This window comes from Epilithonimonas bovis DSM 19482 (genome assembly GCF_900108115.1).
In the GTDB taxonomy this organism is placed as follows: domain Bacteria; phylum Bacteroidota; class Bacteroidia; order Flavobacteriales; family Weeksellaceae; genus Epilithonimonas; species Epilithonimonas bovis.
The window spans coordinates 29,095-45,840 of sequence record NZ_FTPU01000008.1 but is presented as its reverse complement, the minus strand read 5'-3'; the positions used below and the strand labels follow the sequence as shown (position 1 = coordinate 45,840).

Here is a 16,746-nt window from a genome sequence, read left to right as displayed (position 1 = left end):
TTTTGTGCGAAAACGGACAATTTTAGTTGATAGTTAACAGTTGTCAGTTGATAGGTTGTCAGGCTGAGCGGAGTCGAAGCCTTAATTTTAAATTCAAAAATGCGAAAAAAAGAAGCTCATATATTAATTGTGGATGATGACGAGGACATTTTGTTTTCGGCAAGAGTCTGGCTCAAAAAGTTTTTTACGGAAGTTAGTTGTCTCAGTCAGCCTAAAAATATTTTGAAATTTTTATCCGAACAACAAGTTGACACGGTTCTTCTCGATATGAATTTCCGGAAAGGTTTTGAAAACGGACAGGACGGTTTGTATTGGATGCAGGAAATCAAAACGCTTGAACCTCAGCTTCCGATTATTCTGATGACCGCTTATGGCGAAGTGGAATTAGCGGTTGAAGCTTTGAAAAACGGTGCTTCCGATTTTATTCTGAAACCCTGGAATAACGAAAAATTATATGCTTCCGTGAATCTCGCGGTCGATGTTTCCCGAAAAAACAAAAAGCTAAATCAGTGGGAAAATATTAACATCAAAACCAATCAATATCAGTTGGAAACCCAATCTCTAGCGATGCAGGAAGTGATGGACCAAATTGAAAGAGTTTCTGCAACCGACGCCAATGTTTTACTTTTGGGAGAAAACGGAACCGGAAAATATGTTTTGGCAGAGCACATTCACGAATTGTCGGAAAGGAAAAACCAACCTTTTGTGCACATCGACCTGGGAAGCCTTTCCGAGAATCTTTTCGAGGCTGAATTGTTTGGTTACAAAAAAGGAGCCTTTACAGATGCGCATCAGGATTATGCCGGAAAAATCGAAAATGCGCAGAACGGAACGGTTTTCCTGGACGAAATTGGGAATCTTCCGCTTCATCTCCAAACCAAATTATTGAGCCTGATCCAAAACAGAAAACTGTCCAGAATCGGAGAAAGCAAAGAACGCATGTTGGATGTGAGATTTATTTTTGCAACCAACGAAAATCTTAAAAAAGCCGTTGCAGAAAACCGTTTCCGAAAAGATTTGTATTACAGAATTAATACGGTTGAACTCAATATTCCAAATCTGAGAGAACGAATTGAAGATATTTCAAATTTAGCCGATTATTTTCTGGATAAGTACAAACAGAAGTATCACAAACCTGATTTGGTTTTAAATGAGGTTTTAATTTCAGAATTAACACATTATTCCTGGCCTGGAAACATCCGTGAGCTCGACCATTGCATCGAAAGAAGCGTAATTCTTTCCAACGAGAAAAACCTTAAATTACTGATGCCTCAGGATGAAGAATCGATGCTTCGAGAACCTCAGCATGACAATGTCAAAAGTCTGAACATCGAACAAATGGAGGAAATCCTCATCAAAAAAGCCTTGAAAAAACACCGTGGGAATATTTCTTTGGCGGCGGAAGATTTGGGATTATCGAGAGCGGCGTTATACAGAAGAATGGAAAAATTTGAATTGTAATGTCTGCAACCACAAAAGTCACAAAAGATGATTATGATGGTTAGAAAACAGAAGTTCATAAAAGTTATTTATTGTCCTTTTTGAACTTCTAAAATAAATGACTTTTGTGGTTAATAAAAAATAATAAACAGTGAAAAGACAACAGTTTTTTTGGTTAATCTTCACTCTGCTGGCAATTGTCTGCGGAATTTTTGCATTTGATTTTTATTCTCAGAACAAATGGATTAATTGCACCTTATTCTCATTGGTTAGTTTGGTTTGCGTTGTTTTGGCACAGACTTCGGCTTCATTATATATTCAGAAAACGGAAAAACTGCTACTGGCGATTCAGAAAAAAGATTTTTCATTATTCCCAAAAATTGAGGAAAACAGTTTAGTCGATAATGCTGTAAAACTCTATTACCAAAGCAAAGAAGAACATCTTTCATTGTCCTCTTACAAACTTTTGTACGAAGAAATTCTGAATCAACTGGAAATCGGATTGATGATTCTGTCCGAAAAAAATAACGTTTGGGAAGTTTTTTATGTAAATCCTGTTTTTTTGGAAATTCTGGAAATTCCGAAATATAATTCTTGGAATCTTTACGAAAAGAAAGCTTCCGATTTCTATAAAATTATCGAACAAACCAACTACGAAAATTCTCAGGAATTCTTTGATATTTCAATTAATGAAAATGCGAAACAATCGTTTTCTCTAAGGACTAAGAAAGTTCAAAATGTGAAACATCGGTTTTGTATTATCAGTTTAGAATCAGTTCAGAAAATTATTGAACAAAAAGAAAAGCTGGCCTGGAACAATCTGATGAAGGTGATTTCGCACGAGCTTCTGAATACATTAACGCCCGTCAACAGCCTGATTCAGAACCTGGAATACATTGCCAATCAGGAAATTATTGAAAAAGAAGACCAGCAGGATATGAAGGAAAGTCTGATGATTATCAATTCTAAATCAAAACAATTACTGAATTTTGTGGATGATTACCGACAAGTGGCCGAACTTCCAAAACCTGTTTTCAAAACTATTTCTTTGACGAATATTGTAGAGTCTGCGCTTCATTTCCTAAAACCGGAATTTGAAAAAAATAACATCACCATTATTAATTCATCAGAAAACCAAACGGTTTTTGCGGATGAGAAAATGATTGAGCGCTGCCTGATTAATCTTTATCTCAATGCGATTTTTGCCGTTTCTGACAACGTCGAGAGAACAATTAAAACAGAAATCAAAACACATAACAAACGCATCATTCTGAGTGTAGAAGATAACGGAATCGGAATCCAAAAGGAAATTCAGGATAAGATTTTTCTTCCGTTTTTTACAACGAGAAGTAACGGTTCAGGAATTGGTTTGACACTCAGCAAAAGCATCATCGAAGCGCACAAAGGTTATCTTAACTATAAACCTCTTGAACGGGGAAGCCGGTTTGAGATTTGGTTTGTGGAGTAAAAAGAGACAAGAATAAAGAGCAAATAAAAAAACTTCAATTCGAAAAAGATTTTAACGCAAAGGCACAAAAAATTGTTAAAATTCTAAGTTTAAAAGTCGCAAAGATTTTATCTTCGATAAAATTTGGAAATTTGGCAACTTTTATCAATTATTAAAATAAAAAAAACTTGCGCCTTTGCGTTAAAAAAAACAGACACAATTATGAAAATCAAGAATAATGCTGGCGAAATTGTAGAATTTGAAATCAGTAAACTGGAAAGCTCTCTGAGGAATTCCGGCGCAGATGAAAATGCTGTGAAACAAGTTCTGGAAAGCATCTTACCCAATTGCACCGATGGCATCACAACACGCGAATTGTACAAACTGGCTTTTGAGGAACTGAAAAAAATCTCAAATTCCGCAGCGGCAAGATACAGTCTGAAAAAAGCTTTGCTGGAACTGGGGCCTGCAGGATTTTATTTCGAACAATGGATTGCACGGGTTTTCCAAAATATCGGCTACAAAACCGAAACCGGCCAACTGATAAGAGGCCATGCTGTAACTCACGAAGCGGACGTCATCGCTAAAAAAGGCGATAAAACCTATTGGGTAGAATGTAAATTCAGGAATGCAGAAGACACAAAAATATCGGTCACCACGCCAATGTATGTTTTATCCCGAATAAAAGATATTTCTGATATCCAATACAATCTTTTCGGAACCAAAACCGAATTTACTGACGGCTGGCTGATTACCAATACTTATTTTACCAAGGATTCTATTGCTTTTTCAGAATATTATGGACTGAGATTGTTGTCTTGGGATTATCCGAAAGATAAGAATATCAAAAGTTTGGTGGACCAAAATGTGCTTTATCCGATAACTTGCCTCACAACTTTGGATGGAAAGCAAAAACAAAGATTATTGGAAGAAAAATGTGTTTTGGTTAAAGAATTGTTCAGTCATCAGGACCTGCTGGATGATTTGGATTTGGAAGCTGAGAAGAAATCTGATATCTTAAAAGAAGCCCGTGAATTATTAATCCAAAAAATAGCCGAATAATGAATATCAAACTAAATGATAAAAATGCGCTGGTTGGTGGCAGTACCAAAGGCCTGGGATTGGCCATCGCAAAGCAATTGGCAGAATGTGGAGCCAATGTAACACTGATGGCGCGCAACGAAGATGAACTTAAAATCAGATTGACAGAATTATCGACGGCTGACCATCAAAAGCATGAATATCTGGTTGTGGATTTCAATGATTTTGAAGCGGCAAAGACATCCATTTCTCAATTTTTTGAAAATCATAACATTGATATTTTGGTGAATAATACCAACGGGCCCAAACCGGGCACCGTATTGGAAAAATCCTTGTCCGATTATCAGGAAGCTTTTAATCTGCTTTTTCAGATTCATAATCATACCACAGAGTTGGCCTTACCAAACATGATCAAAAACAAATGGGGACGCATCATCAATGTTTCTTCATCATCTGTAAAAGAACCGATTAATAACCTTGGACTGTCCAATACCATCAGAACAGCTTTGGTAAGCTGGAGCAAATCTCTGTCACAAAATATTGCGCAACACAACATAACAGTTAACAGTATCCTGACCGGCACCTTTGATACAGAAAGAATCCATCAACTCAACAAATCTCAAGCTGAGAAAGAAGGCATCAGTGAGCAAGAAATTCTACAAAAAAGAATTGATGCCATTCCGGCGAAACGTTTAGGTAAACCAGAAGAATATGGTTACCTGGCGGCATTTTTGGCTTCGGATTATGCAGCTTATTTAACGGGAACCACTATCCCTTTGGATGGCGGTAATATGAAATCTATCCTATAAAAAAACCGCAGAAAATTCTGCGGTTTATAATGTCTTTTTTCTATTAGCCTCTCATCTAATATCTGGAAACTATTTTCTTTTTTGAGGCGGATAGTTCGCCATAATATCGGCTACAATCTGCGGGATTTGTTTTTGTTTTGATCTTGGTGAGTCAACAGAGATTCCGCTGCCCGCACCTTGCCAAACCAATTTTTGGGTTTTGGCATCTATGATATCAATCACAATAGATCCGCTGTTGTAATTGTTGGTCCAGGTATTTCCCATACCGAAACCGCCACCCCAACCCCAAGGTCTTCCCCAACCAAAGCCGCCGCCGTAAGAGGTGGTAATATCCTGTACTTTTTTGTGGGACGCTTTTACATTGATGATCAGATCAGGATCCTGAGCAGGCGTTAATCCTTTTGCCTGAACCTGCTTTGATAATTCATTCAAAACCCGGTCTTTATCCAAGTCATTCAGTTTGAGGTCGTCAGTTCTCAACAGATAAGTTTTGTAATTGGCAAAATTAGCGGTGGCAGAATAATCAGATTTTACCTGAAAAGGGCTACAAGATGTGACCGCCAAAGAAGCTGCAGCCAACAGTATAAAAAAATATGTTTTACTCATTTTTGATATATTTTTAATTTGGAATTTGTGAATCCTGGATTTCATGATATAGATATTTATGATTTATGCATTTTATAAGCCAAAAAAGCGATCCGTTATATTTAGAAGTCAATCTTTACGTTTTTTGATAAAAGTGTCGGTCTTCTTATCATAACCATACGGGCAGTGCCTGCATCCGCTTTTACAGCAATAGCCACGTTTCAGATGGAATTTTTCTGTAAAAACCTTATAACCTTGCTCATTATAGTAAAAGTCTTCATTTTCTTTGATGTCATTAAGTTTCATAAGTTAAAAACTGTACCAATTTTTTTTATCTTTGATACATTGATATGTCTGATTTTTATAGCAGCTTCATCCGCCTTTCGCTCCCAAACCTAATGAAGTGTTTCGACGGGGTCATTTTTTTTGCCGGGCCTTTCCAGTCAAGAAAAAAAAAGGATTTCCGTTCAAGTCGGGATGGGTGCAATTCGTTGCTCCAATTTATGTTGAAAATTAAAATTTAACTTCAATCATCCATCTGCTAACATCTATCCAACAATGATAATCATCGTCTGCCAAAGATTACTCAAAAATACTAAAATTTCGGGGATTACATTGTTCCCGTTTATTTTGTTGAGGAAAAAAGTTGATAAAAAAAACAGCGTTCTAATTAACCACGAAAAAATCCATATCCGTCAGCAGATAGAACTTCTTATTATCCCATTTTACATTTGGTATTTATCAGAATATTATATAAAATATTTAAAGTACAAAAGTCCGCAGCTGGCTTACCGCAATATCAGTTTTGAGCGAGAAGCCTATGATAACGAACATAATTTGGATTATCTGGAAAAAAGAAAATTTTGGCACTTTATAAAATATATCTGAAAAGGTAATTAATAGAAGTTGGTGGTCCATTGCATGGAAATAGCAATCCTGCCAATTGATATTCAGAATATTTTTCTCTACTTTGCATTGAGAATCGTATAATGTTCAAATTTCTATATTTTTCACTGTTATTATTAGGAGGAATTAATGTTTTATTTTCTCAAACCATTCGTATTGATAAAAATCTGCAAGGCCGCAAGCAGATTGAATCCATCATCCTTCAGGAAAAATCCTTTGGAAAAGATACTGTCCGTCTCAAATCATATCTGGCGCCGCTCCTAAAATCATCTGACAAGAAGCTTCATGTCGTCTATTACAATCTTTTGGCCACCGGTATCTCAAAAGCCTGGGATCGGGTCAATATCTCGAGTGACAGATATTATAAGCTATCAATAGAGACAGCCAAAGCCTTACATCATCCCGGTCTGGAGATCTGGGCGCTTGTTAATTATGGATTTTATTTATATAATTATACCAAAATAGCAGCAGCACTGCCAGTTTATATGGATGCGGATGCTAAGATCAATAAAACAGACCCATCACAAATGATCTTCCCCAGCCTGTGCTATAAAAACCTCGGTTTTTTCTTTGGGACTATAGGAGACCGGGCAGAAGCTGTCACTTACCTTAAAAAGGCCGAACAATTTGCCGGTTCAGGCTATGGTGATTTAGCGGCTATTCAGGATAATATTGCTTTTTATCTAATCGGCAACAGTCAGTTTGCGGAAGCTGAAAAATACCTTTCTGAAGCCGCTCACAACGCTTTAAAAATAAAGGATAATGAGAGATATGCCAAAATACTTGGGAATTATGGGAACCTAAGTTTTAAGAAGAAAAATTATTCTGCCGCTATTGATTATTACCTGAAGGACATCCAATATTCGCGGTTGGCCAAAGCTGAAAAAAATACCATGTTTGCACAGATACAGCTAAGCCGGGCGCTGATCATGAATAACGATATACCGCAGGCCAGAAGCAACCTTGCCGAAGCGGCAAAATATGCCAGATCCAAGGCTTATTATATGTCATTTGAAAAAGACATCCAAGAGCTAAACCTTCAGATTGCGCTTAAGGAAAATAATGTTCCTCAGGAACTTGCTGCAAGAAGACGGCTAAGTCAGCTTGATGATTCCCTGGCCCATCTGGATAGCCAAAGCAATCTGGACCAAAGTAATCTGCTGGCACAGAAAGAGCGCTACACCAGCAAACTGAGCCTTGCCAATGCAAAGTATGAGAATGAACAGCTAAAAACCACAGCGTTTATCATCATCGCAGCCATTCTCCTTATCCTTATCATGTTGATAATCTTCATCAATAAAAAACAGCAGAAAAACCGTAAAATCCAATACGAAAAAAATGTTCTGAAACTGCAACTGGATAAACTAAGTTCTGAACAGAAACTGTCTGACACCCATTTTACGCTGGAAGCCATGAACACTTATCTCAGCGAAAAAAACCTGCAGATAGAAAGGCTTAACAAAGAAATTACCCGCGTGCACAAACAGTCTGATTATTCTGCTCTGGAAAAGCAACAGCAAAAACTCCAGAGGCTGCTGGACTCACATCTGATGACCGATGAAAACTGGCTCCGTTTTAAGAGAGCTTTTCAAAAAGAGCAACCTGATTTTTACAATCAGCTCATCCATAATTTCCCTGATCTTACAGAGTCTAATATCCGGATAATTATACTGCTGAAACTTGGCCTTATCAATCAGGAGATCGCTTCTCTGCTGGGCATTACGCCAGAAGCGGTTAAAAAATCAAAACAACGGCTTAGGAAAAAAATAGGATCAGAATATGATGCTATTTTTTATGAAATCTAAAGCCCGTTACCTCTCCCAAGATATTTAAAAAATATTGTAAGTTTATATTTATATTTGCATGATTATGGAATATAATACCAACAGAACAAAACTACTGATGCCCGAATACGGGAGAAACATACAACAACTTGTAGAATACTGCAAAACACTGCCAACTAAGGAAGAACGGAATGAGATGGCGCTTTCTATTGTAGAATTTATGGGTCAGCGGAATACCCATCTCCGTGATGAGGAAAATTATAAACACAAACTGTGGGATCACCTTTTTATTCTTGCCGATTACGATCTGGATGTTGATACACCCTATCCTATTGTAACGCTGGAAGAATTGGCATCCAAGCCAAGAAAGATGGACTACCCAAGTTTTGATAACGATTATAAATTTTATGGCAAGAGCATCCTTCAGCTTATAGAATTAGCGATAAAGCTGGAAGATGGTGACGAAAAAGATGCCCTGATACAGGTGATTGCCAATAATATGAAGAAGTCTTACAATGTCTATAACAAAGAACATGTTACAGATGATGTGATCTTCCGCCACTTGAAAGAGCTCTCACAAAACCGCCTGGATCTTACCGGCCTGGACAGTCTGGATAAGAGTAAAATCTATTATGCCAGCAACCGCAACAAGAGTAATGGTAACAACAGTCACAACAGGAATATTAATCAAAATAATAACAACAAAAGAAAAAACAACTTTCAAAACCATAAAAATAAAAGACGATAATGAGCGGAGCTTTCGAAATAAGAGGAGGAAAAAGATTAAGCGGTGAGATCACCCCACAGGGCGCTAAAAATGAAGCTCTGCAAATCCTTTGTGCGGTATTGCTAACTGAAGATGAAGTAAGAATTGATAACATACCTGACATTATGGATGTCAACAAACTGATTGATATCCTGCAGGATTTCAATGTAAAAGTTATCAAAAACGGCAAAGGTGATTATACTTTCAAAGCAGATGAAGTTAACTTCGATTATATCAAATCCAAAGAATTTAAAAAAGACGGTGCCAAACTGAGAGGCTCTGTTATGATATTAGGCCCCATGTTGGCCCGTTTCGGAGAAGCCTACCTTCCAACACCTGGCGGAGACAAAATCGGGCGCAGAAGACTCGACACGCATTTCCAGGGGTTTGTAGAACTTGGTGCAGAATTCAGTTATGATGAGGAAGAAGGCTTCTACTCACTCAGTGCCAAAGAGCTGAACGGGAAATTTATCCTTCTCGAGGAAGCATCGGTAACCGGGACAGCCAACATCGTGATGGCTGCCGTTCTTGCAAAAGGTAAAACAAGAATCTACAATGCCGCATGCGAACCTTATCTGCAGCAATTATGTAAAATGCTCAATAGGATGGGTGCCAACATCTCCGGAATTGGCTCTAATCTTTTGACGATAGAAGGTGTGGAGAAACTTCATGGCACGACACACACCATGCTGCCCGACATGGTAGAAATTGGCTCATGGATAGGTCTAGCCGCGATGACCAAATCTGAAATTACCATCAAAAATGTAAACTGGAACCAGCTGGGCCTCATCCCAAACACTTTTAGAAAGCTGGGAATAGAACTGGAGCAGAGAGGCGACGATATCTACATCCCTTCTCAGGAGCATTACAAAGTCCAGAAATTTATAGACGGATCTATCCTGACTGTCTCTGATGCACCTTGGCCAGGTTTTACGCCGGATCTGCTATCCATAATTCTGGTAGTGGCCACTCAGGCAAAGGGTTCTGTGCTTATCCATCAGAAGATGTTTGAGAGTCGGCTGTTTTTTGTAGATAAATTAATTGATATGGGTGCGCAAATCATCTTGTGCGACCCACATAGGGCAACCGTAATCGGGATGAATCAGGAAACGCCGTTGCGCGGAACAACGCTTGTCTCCCCGGACATCCGGGCTGGAAATGCATTGCTGATTGCCGCATTATCAGCCGAAGGCCGATCTGTCATCCAAAATATTGAACAGATTGACCGCGGATACGAGAATATTGATGAGCGATTGAGAGCCATCGGCGCAGATATCCAAAGGATCTAAAATATTAAAAAGGAAGCTTTTATGAGGCTTCCTTTTTTTGCAGTACATCGATTTTGCTGCTGAGCAATTTGTATTGCGCCAGATAGGCTTCTATCTGCCCCAGCTCTTCCTGAGAAATTTTAAGCAGAAGCCTGACATTCCCAAAATTGTTACCATCCAGATATTCTATATGGGCATGCACAATTTTGTAGGTGATATTATAATGGTTATAAATGGTGTAGAGAAGCATATCAAACCTTATTTTCCCATTCAGTTCTATTTCCAGAATGATTTCTTTTGCGGTTCTGGGGACAAAAGCATTGGCATTGTTTTCTTGTTTGTAGATCATATTAATATATTTTTTGGTGAATTAAATTATTCATTTTTACGCCGGACAGGTTGTATCAAAAACTGATAAATATAACAGCCAACGCAGATTTTAAAAAAACATTCCAGCCCGGCTAACAATATCAGCAAAAAGCCCAGGACAACCGCCACATTATCATAACCCAACTGCTGGGTAAGAAAAATGATTGCTGAGAAAACAGCTCCCAGTGCAGCTGCAAACCTCTTTGGCGATGCAAAGATCGGTTTTGGTGTTACATTCAGGGTTTTGAGTATTAGCTTTGACAACAAAACAAAAGGCGCAAACGCTAACCCAAATGCTCTCAGCCCAAAATCGAAACATAAAAACAGCCAGATAAAAGAAGCCTTAAAAAGCAGAGCTACCACAGCCGTTGCAATTACCAACATCGCAGTTAATCTTACCAGGTTCTCGTCTGTATAAAGGTTCACAATACTTTTCATCATTGATTATTTAAAATAAAAAAGCTTCACCCTAGGGTAAAGCTTTACACAGCAATTTCCCCAAACCTTTCAGTTTGTTTTACACATCATTATATGAGAATATGATTTGATCATCTAATTTTTAAAATTGCTGAAGCAAAGATATAAAAATTTTATATCCTACCAACTAAGTATGAAATAAAATTAAAAAATATCTATTGCAAGCCTTGTGGCTGACAGATTACACTTTTACGCTCACAACAAATATTATAAAGTCCCCACTTTATACAGTTTGTCTGATGCAGCAAGCCCATTGGGATTACACCCCGGTTTTCCTTCCGGTACCTGCAGATTTTTGCTTTGATAGAACTGTGCCCAAAAAGCATTGGTTTTACCGGTTTTGGGATCGATAAAAGTCATTGGTTCTAACTTGAAAATCTGATGATCCCGAAATGCCCGCTCCACAAAATCAGAACAATAATAAGAATGATCATCCAGTATATAAGTGAAATTGTAAGGTCTACCCAGCAGAGATTCTGCTTGAGAAACTGACGCCGGAATTATAATATGGTATTCATCTCTCAACCGGTACACATCAATTTTTTGGCCGCTTTTTGTCTGCTGGTGAAGAAACTTGCTGAGTTTCTGTTTCTGTGATCCACCTGCAGGCGCTGCATGCAACACATACAGATGATTTGCTTCCCGCTTCACAATACCGATGTGGTCATAAGATGTTTTTTTCTCAGTTTGCGTCACATTATTAATTGCTCCTGACAAACCGGAATCTGCCGCAGGCACAAAAAGTAAATCACCGTTTTCCAAAATAGATGTATTGTAGGTTTTGCAACTTGTTAAAAAAACCAGCGCAAAAATAAGGTAAAGTAAATTACTTTTTATAATTCTTCTCATAAATTGCGATCCATTCGTTTACTGTTATTTTCTGACAAAGTTCACCCAGTAAATCATAAGTAATATCTTCAATCTTTTTGAATCTGATACAGGATTTTCCCATGTCTAATTTCTTTTTGGAATGTTTCGGAAATTTTTCAACAAACCAATCCAAAATCTCTGGTTCGGCATAAATTCCCATATTGTAAAATGCGACAAAGTTTTTCTGAGAAGCTACACTGAGAAAAGGCAGCGGTGTATTTTTCGCACAATGATAGCCGGCTGGATAGGTCTCCAACGGTACGCACCAAGTCACCATGCCGTATTGCATATTTTGCTGAAAACCTTTTGGAAGGTTGGCGTCAACTATTTCCAATAATTTTCTAAAACCTTCCCTTCTTTCTTCAGGGATTTGGGCAATATATTCTTCTATTGTATCAACAAAAATCTGCATCTGATTATTATTAAAGTTTATCGCGAAATTAGATTAAAACTAAGTTATACTTAAGTCGAAAATTTATATTATTAAAAATTGGCGGCTCAAAACACGATTTATAAAATTTATTGCCTTTGCGTGTCCATACAATCCAATATTTCTAATCAAAAATAGTAATTTTTTTATTGAAAATTTAAAGCTTATTTTTGTATCCCAAAGTATTATAAGAATGCCAAAAATATCGCAAAGGGCACAGCACATGCCCGCTTCTCCCGTAAGAAAATTAGTACCTTATGCCATAGTTGCCAAGCAAAAAGGTATCAAAGTTTATCATCTTAATATTGGCCAGCCGGATATAGAAACACCACAAACGGCTCTGGATGCGGTGAAAAATATAGACCTTAAGGTTTTAGAATATGCCCTTTCCGAAGGTAATATCGAGTACAGAAAAGCATTGACGGATTACTACCATTCGTTAGGCTTTACAGATCTTACACCAGATCAATTTATTGTAACCAACGGCGGTTCAGAAGCGCTTAATTTTGCGATTTCAACTTTGTGTGACGATGGTGATGAGATCATTATCCCGGAACCATATTATGCCAATTACAATGGTTTTGCAGGAACTTTTAATATCAATGTGGTAGCCGTACCATCGGGCATAGAGAGTGGTTTTGCACTGCCGGCGATAGAAGAATTTGAAAAGAAAATTACGGACAAGACCAAAGCCATCATTATCTGTAACCCCGGAAACCCAACCGGCTATCTCTATTCCAGAGACGAACTGCAACAACTGGCCGACATTGCTAAAAAACACGACATTGTGATTATTTCTGATGAAGTTTACCGCGAGTACGTTTATGATGGCGAAAAGCAAATCTCTATGTTTGAATTCCCGGAAGTAGCAGACAATGTTATCGTAATTGATTCAGAATCCAAACGCTACTCTATGTGCGGCGCCAGAATCGGTTGTATGATCACTCGCTCAAAAAAAATCCATGACGCTGCCATCCTTTTTGCACAAGCCAGATTAAGCCCTGTACTATTAGGGCAAATTGCAGCAACAGCAGCTCATAAAAACGATGCAGAATATATTGCAAATGTGAGAGAAGAATACACCAAACGAAGAAACCTGCTGGTTGAATTGCTGAATGACATCCCCGGCGTCATCTGCCCAAAACCAAAAGGGGCTTTCTACTGCGGTGTAGAACTACCTGTAGATGACACAGAAAAATTTGCACAATGGCTGCTGGAAAGCTATTCCAATAATAATGAAACGGTAATGGTAGCACCAATGGGCGGATTCTACAGTGATCCGGAATTGGGAAAAAAACAAGTAAGAATTGCTTATGTCCTAAAACAGGAAGATCTTAAGCGAAGTGTTGAAATCCTCAAAGATGCTATAGAAACGTACCGTAAGACATTCAATATCAATTGAAAATAAATCTGTAAATTAGTTATATAAAATTGATTTTATAATATCTGGCAAACAAAACCATCGTAATCTTATGAAATAGCCCTGATTTAAAATCCAAATAACGATATAGGTTAGGCAACCGCATATAACCTCTGAAAAAAAATCTGTTTATGAAAATATTAAAATTTGCAATGATCCTTTCGGCATTCGGATTACTCATTACCAGCTGCAAAAGTGCCGCGCAAGGAAGTAAAATCCAGTCTGTATCTTATACCAACACTTATGGTCGGGGCGGCTCTACATCTGTGACAGCTACCAAAGATACAATTACAGCTGTTGGCGCTGGGGGCAGAGTTCGTGATTTTCCTAATTTTAAGAAAAAAACAGACCCAAAAATCTGGAATAAAATCGTTTCCGGATTGGATATCACAACGCTGGACAATACAAAAAACGGAGCAAGAAGAGGCGTTTTTGACGGTAATGACGAGATTTTCACCATTATAACAACCGACAAGGAATACCAAATCATTAATGCATCGGCTGATGCGGAAAACTATAAACAGTTAGAAAAACTTAAAGCCACGCTTAACAGCCTGCTTCCTGACTATCAAAAATGATCAAAGACAATATTTCCCTCCAACCATTTAATACTTTTGGGGTAGAAGCTAACTCCAAATACTTTGCTGAAATTAATTCTGTTGAAGAATTAATTGAAACCCTCAAACTGCCGAACGCTCAAACCGACAAACTTCTATTCCTTGGCGGAGGCAGCAACATCCTCCTTACAAAGGATTTTGATGGATTGGCGATTAAACTCAGTTTGAAAGGCATTGATGAGAAGATCATTGATGACAATCATGTTTTGGTCACAGCAAAAGCGGGCGAAAACTGGCATCAGTTTGTGATGTATTGCCTAAGCAAAAATTACGGTGGGCTGGAAAACTTGTCTCTAATCCCGGGCAATGTCGGTACCTCACCGATGCAGAATATTGGCGCTTATGGCACAGAAATCAAAGACGTTTTTGAAACTTGCCAAGTGCTGAATCTTGAAACGTTGGAAATAGAGACCTTCGATTTAGAAAAGTGCAGATTTGGTTACAGAGACTCGATTTTCAAACAGGAGGGCAAAGGAAAATATGTGATCTTGGAAGTAAGCTTCCGGCTTACAACAAAAACCCATAAGGTTAATGTAGAATATGGAGCCATCAAGTCTGAACTGGAACATCTTGGAGTCGATAATCCCACAATTCAGGATGTTTCAAAGGCAGTCATCAATATCAGGCAAAGTAAACTGCCGGATCCAAAAGTAACCGGTAATGCGGGAAGTTTTTTCAAAAACCCTACAATTCCATTGGCTCAGTTTGAAAATCTAAAAGAAAAATTCAACAATATTCCCGGTTACCCGAATGGTAATTTTGTTAAGGTACCAGCAGGATGGCTGATTGAGCAGACCGGCTGGAAAGGCAGGCAGACAGGCAATGTTGCTACGAACAAGCTTCAGGCTTTGGTGATCATCAATGCAACAGGAAAAGCAACAGGAAAAGAAATCTTTGATTTTTCCACAGAAATCATCAATTCTGTAAAAGAAAAATTTGGGATTGAACTGGAACGGGAAGTGAATATTATGTAAAAACAACAAAATGAAAGTAGATATCTGGAGCGACACACGTTGCCCGTTTTGTTTTATTGGGAAGAAAAATTTTGAAAAAGCGCTTCAGAAGTTTTCTCAGCATGACCAGGTGGAAGTCAATTGGCATTCTTTCCAGTTGGACTCAAAAATGAAAACCGACCTTAGCAGGAATCATTATGAATATCTTTCTGATATCAAAGGCTACTCGCTGCAGCAGACCATCCAGATGCACGAAAACCTTATTCAAATAGGAAAAAATGCCGGGATTAATTTCAATTTTGATGAAGTGAAAGTTTCTAATTCCTTCAAAAGTCAAATGCTGGTGCAATTGGCTAAAGAAAAAGGTAATGCCGGAGAAATGGAAGAGCTTTTATTTGAAGCCTACTTCATCCACGGAAAAAACATTGATGATGTTGAAGTCCTTTCGGAAATTGGTGAAAAGTTAGGTTTTACAAAAGAAGAAATCCAAAATGCAGCTGAATCTCCGGAATTGACAATATTAGTCAACAATGATATCTCCGAAGCCGCATCACTTGGAATCAACAGTGTCCCGTTTTTTGTTTTTGATAGAAAGTATGCGATTTCAGGCGCACAGCCAAGCCATTTATTTTCCGAAGTTTTGGAAAAAAGCTGGACAGAATTTTCAGAAAACAATACAAAACTCGACATTATAAACGAAGGCGATTCTTGTGATGTTGATGGAAATAATTGCTAAATAATCAAATAAAAAAACACCAATGAAAATAGCAGTCTTAGGCGCTGGAAATATGGGATTATCATTTTCAAAATCATTTTTGAAATATGACCTTATAAAGCCTGAAAACCTTCATCTGATCACGAGAAGCGATCATAAAAAAGAGAAAATCAGAAGCCTTTTCCCAACGTCTCAGATTTCAGCATTTTCTGAGGTTAATAATCTGGATGCTGACCTGATTATCATTGCAGTAAAACCTCAGGATTTTGCTTTCGTAGCTGAGAATTTACCATTCAATATTTCTGAAAATTCAATGATTCTGTCGATCATGGCAGGTATCTCAATTGAGAAAATACAACACCTTCTCAATCATAAAGAAGTCGTACGAGCCATGCCCAATTCGCCGACACTTTTGGGGATGGGAATTACGGGTTATACAGCGGCAGAAGGTATCCTTTTTAATCAACTGATCAATATAGAGCGGTTGCTGAACTCTACAGGGCGCTCTGTTTACCTGGAGGATGAGGAGCTCCTAGATGCCGTCACAGCATTATCAGGCAGCGGGCCGGCTTATTTTTATTATATTATTGATGCCATGATAAAGGCCGGAACAGCCATGGGAATTGAGGAAAACCTGGCACAGCTTTTCGTAAAGCAGACGATGTTAGGCGCCTATTACCTCATCAATAATTCTGATAAATCTCTGGAAGAACTCATCAAAGATGTAGCTTCTAAAGGCGGAACTACGGAGGCTGCTCTCAAAACATTTGATGATAATGAACTGAAGGTCATTTTACAAAAAGGAATCTTAGCCGCAGAAAACCGCGCCAGGGAACTCAACTCTTAACG

Annotated in this window: 19 protein-coding genes; 13 read left to right on the top strand and 6 right to left on the bottom strand. The window is 38.2% G+C overall.

Annotation, left to right across the window (positions count from 1 at the left end; genetic code table 11):
- Positions 1 to 99 precede the first annotated feature (99 nt).
- The 4 genes from B0B05_RS04945 to B0B05_RS04930 all read left to right on the top strand — a co-directional run bounded on the left by B0B05_RS04945 (position 100) and on the right by B0B05_RS04930 (position 4,737).
- Complete coding sequence (locus tag B0B05_RS04945) at positions 100 to 1,461, top strand: sigma-54-dependent transcriptional regulator (RefSeq protein WP_076782370.1); 1,362 nt, start codon at positions 100 to 102, stop codon at positions 1,459 to 1,461.
- A gap of 130 nt (positions 1,462 to 1,591) precedes the next feature.
- The gene (locus tag B0B05_RS04940) at positions 1,592 to 2,908 is read left to right on the top strand and encodes a sensor histidine kinase (protein WP_076782369.1); all 1,317 of its coding nucleotides are present in this window, start codon (positions 1,592 to 1,594) and stop codon (positions 2,906 to 2,908) included.
- 201 nt (positions 2,909 to 3,109) lie between these two features.
- Positions 3,110 to 3,949 (top strand): restriction endonuclease, encoded by an 840-nt coding sequence (locus B0B05_RS04935; RefSeq protein ID WP_076782368.1) that lies wholly within the window; start codon positions 3,110 to 3,112, stop codon positions 3,947 to 3,949.
- On the top strand, positions 3,949 to 4,737 hold the full coding sequence (locus B0B05_RS04930) for an SDR family oxidoreductase (protein WP_076782367.1): 789 nt from the start codon (positions 3,949 to 3,951) through the stop codon (positions 4,735 to 4,737). The genes B0B05_RS04935 and B0B05_RS04930 overlap by 1 nt, the downstream gene beginning before the upstream one ends.
- A 69-nt stretch (positions 4,738 to 4,806) precedes the next feature.
- Here the strand turns inward: B0B05_RS04930 and B0B05_RS04925 are convergent, their stop codons facing one another.
- The gene (locus B0B05_RS04925; protein ID WP_076782420.1) at positions 4,807 to 5,343 is read right to left on the bottom strand and encodes a DUF4136 domain-containing protein; all 537 of its coding nucleotides are present in this window, start codon (positions 5,341 to 5,343) and stop codon (positions 4,807 to 4,809) included.
- A gap of 108 nt (positions 5,344 to 5,451) precedes the next feature.
- Positions 5,452 to 5,628 carry a C1orf53 family protein gene (locus B0B05_RS16550; protein ID WP_159435834.1) on the bottom strand — a complete coding sequence of 59 codons (177 nt, stop codon included), beginning with the start codon at positions 5,626 to 5,628 and terminating at the stop codon, positions 5,452 to 5,454.
- Between the two features lie 255 nt (positions 5,629 to 5,883).
- On the opposite strand from B0B05_RS16550, the gene B0B05_RS04920 reads away from it, so the two are divergent.
- From B0B05_RS04920 to murA, 4 genes are all read left to right on the top strand, one after another.
- Entirely contained in the window at positions 5,884 to 6,210 is a 327-nt protein-coding gene (locus tag B0B05_RS04920; RefSeq protein WP_076782419.1) for a hypothetical protein, read from the top strand.
- Positions 6,211 to 6,311: 101 nt separating this feature from the next.
- On the top strand, positions 6,312 to 8,033 hold the full coding sequence (locus B0B05_RS04915) for a tetratricopeptide repeat protein (RefSeq protein WP_076782366.1): 1,722 nt from the start codon (positions 6,312 to 6,314) through the stop codon (positions 8,031 to 8,033).
- 64 nt (positions 8,034 to 8,097) lie between these two features.
- Positions 8,098 to 8,760 carry a DUF4290 domain-containing protein gene (locus tag B0B05_RS04910; RefSeq protein ID WP_076782365.1) on the top strand — a complete coding sequence of 221 codons (663 nt, stop codon included), beginning with the start codon at positions 8,098 to 8,100 and terminating at the stop codon, positions 8,758 to 8,760.
- The gene (gene murA, locus B0B05_RS04905; RefSeq protein ID WP_076782364.1) at positions 8,760 to 10,067 is read left to right on the top strand and encodes a UDP-N-acetylglucosamine 1-carboxyvinyltransferase; all 1,308 of its coding nucleotides are present in this window, start codon (positions 8,760 to 8,762) and stop codon (positions 10,065 to 10,067) included. Before B0B05_RS04910 ends, murA begins: the two co-directional genes overlap by 1 nt.
- 19 nt (positions 10,068 to 10,086) lie before the next feature.
- Here murA and B0B05_RS04900 read toward each other — a convergent pair whose 3' ends face one another.
- From B0B05_RS04900 to B0B05_RS04885, 4 genes are all read right to left on the bottom strand, one after another.
- Complete coding sequence (locus tag B0B05_RS04900; protein WP_076782363.1) at positions 10,087 to 10,395, bottom strand: NIL domain-containing protein; 309 nt, start codon at positions 10,393 to 10,395, stop codon at positions 10,087 to 10,089.
- 26 nt (positions 10,396 to 10,421) lie between these two features.
- Positions 10,422 to 10,856, bottom strand: a complete 435-nt coding sequence (locus B0B05_RS04895) for a DUF4395 domain-containing protein (protein WP_084173887.1) — start codon at positions 10,854 to 10,856, stop codon at positions 10,422 to 10,424.
- Positions 10,857 to 11,099: 243 nt separating this feature from the next.
- Complete coding sequence (locus B0B05_RS04890; RefSeq protein WP_084173886.1) at positions 11,100 to 11,741, bottom strand: YiiX/YebB-like N1pC/P60 family cysteine hydrolase; 642 nt, start codon at positions 11,739 to 11,741, stop codon at positions 11,100 to 11,102.
- Complete coding sequence (locus tag B0B05_RS04885; RefSeq protein WP_076782361.1) at positions 11,719 to 12,174, bottom strand: DUF1801 domain-containing protein; 456 nt, start codon at positions 12,172 to 12,174, stop codon at positions 11,719 to 11,721. The genes B0B05_RS04890 and B0B05_RS04885 overlap by 23 nt, the downstream gene beginning before the upstream one ends.
- Before the next feature lie 211 nt (positions 12,175 to 12,385).
- Between B0B05_RS04885 and B0B05_RS04880 the strand changes: the two genes are divergently transcribed.
- The 5 genes from B0B05_RS04880 to proC all read left to right on the top strand — a co-directional run bounded on the left by B0B05_RS04880 (position 12,386) and on the right by proC (position 16,744).
- The gene (locus B0B05_RS04880) at positions 12,386 to 13,594 is read left to right on the top strand and encodes a pyridoxal phosphate-dependent aminotransferase (RefSeq protein ID WP_076782360.1); all 1,209 of its coding nucleotides are present in this window, start codon (positions 12,386 to 12,388) and stop codon (positions 13,592 to 13,594) included.
- A 149-nt stretch (positions 13,595 to 13,743) separates the two neighbouring features.
- Positions 13,744 to 14,190 (top strand): hypothetical protein, encoded by a 447-nt coding sequence (locus B0B05_RS04875; RefSeq protein WP_143745947.1) that lies wholly within the window; start codon positions 13,744 to 13,746, stop codon positions 14,188 to 14,190.
- Positions 14,187 to 15,203 (top strand): UDP-N-acetylmuramate dehydrogenase, encoded by a 1,017-nt coding sequence (gene murB, locus B0B05_RS04870; protein WP_076782358.1) that lies wholly within the window; start codon positions 14,187 to 14,189, stop codon positions 15,201 to 15,203. Before B0B05_RS04875 ends, murB begins: the two co-directional genes overlap by 4 nt.
- Positions 15,204 to 15,213: 10 nt before the next feature.
- Complete coding sequence (locus tag B0B05_RS04865; protein ID WP_076782357.1) at positions 15,214 to 15,918, top strand: DsbA family oxidoreductase; 705 nt, start codon at positions 15,214 to 15,216, stop codon at positions 15,916 to 15,918.
- A gap of 22 nt (positions 15,919 to 15,940) precedes the next feature.
- Positions 15,941 to 16,744 (top strand): pyrroline-5-carboxylate reductase, encoded by an 804-nt coding sequence (gene proC, locus B0B05_RS04860; RefSeq protein ID WP_076782356.1) that lies wholly within the window; start codon positions 15,941 to 15,943, stop codon positions 16,742 to 16,744.
- The last annotated feature ends 2 nt before the right edge of the window (positions 16,745 to 16,746 follow it).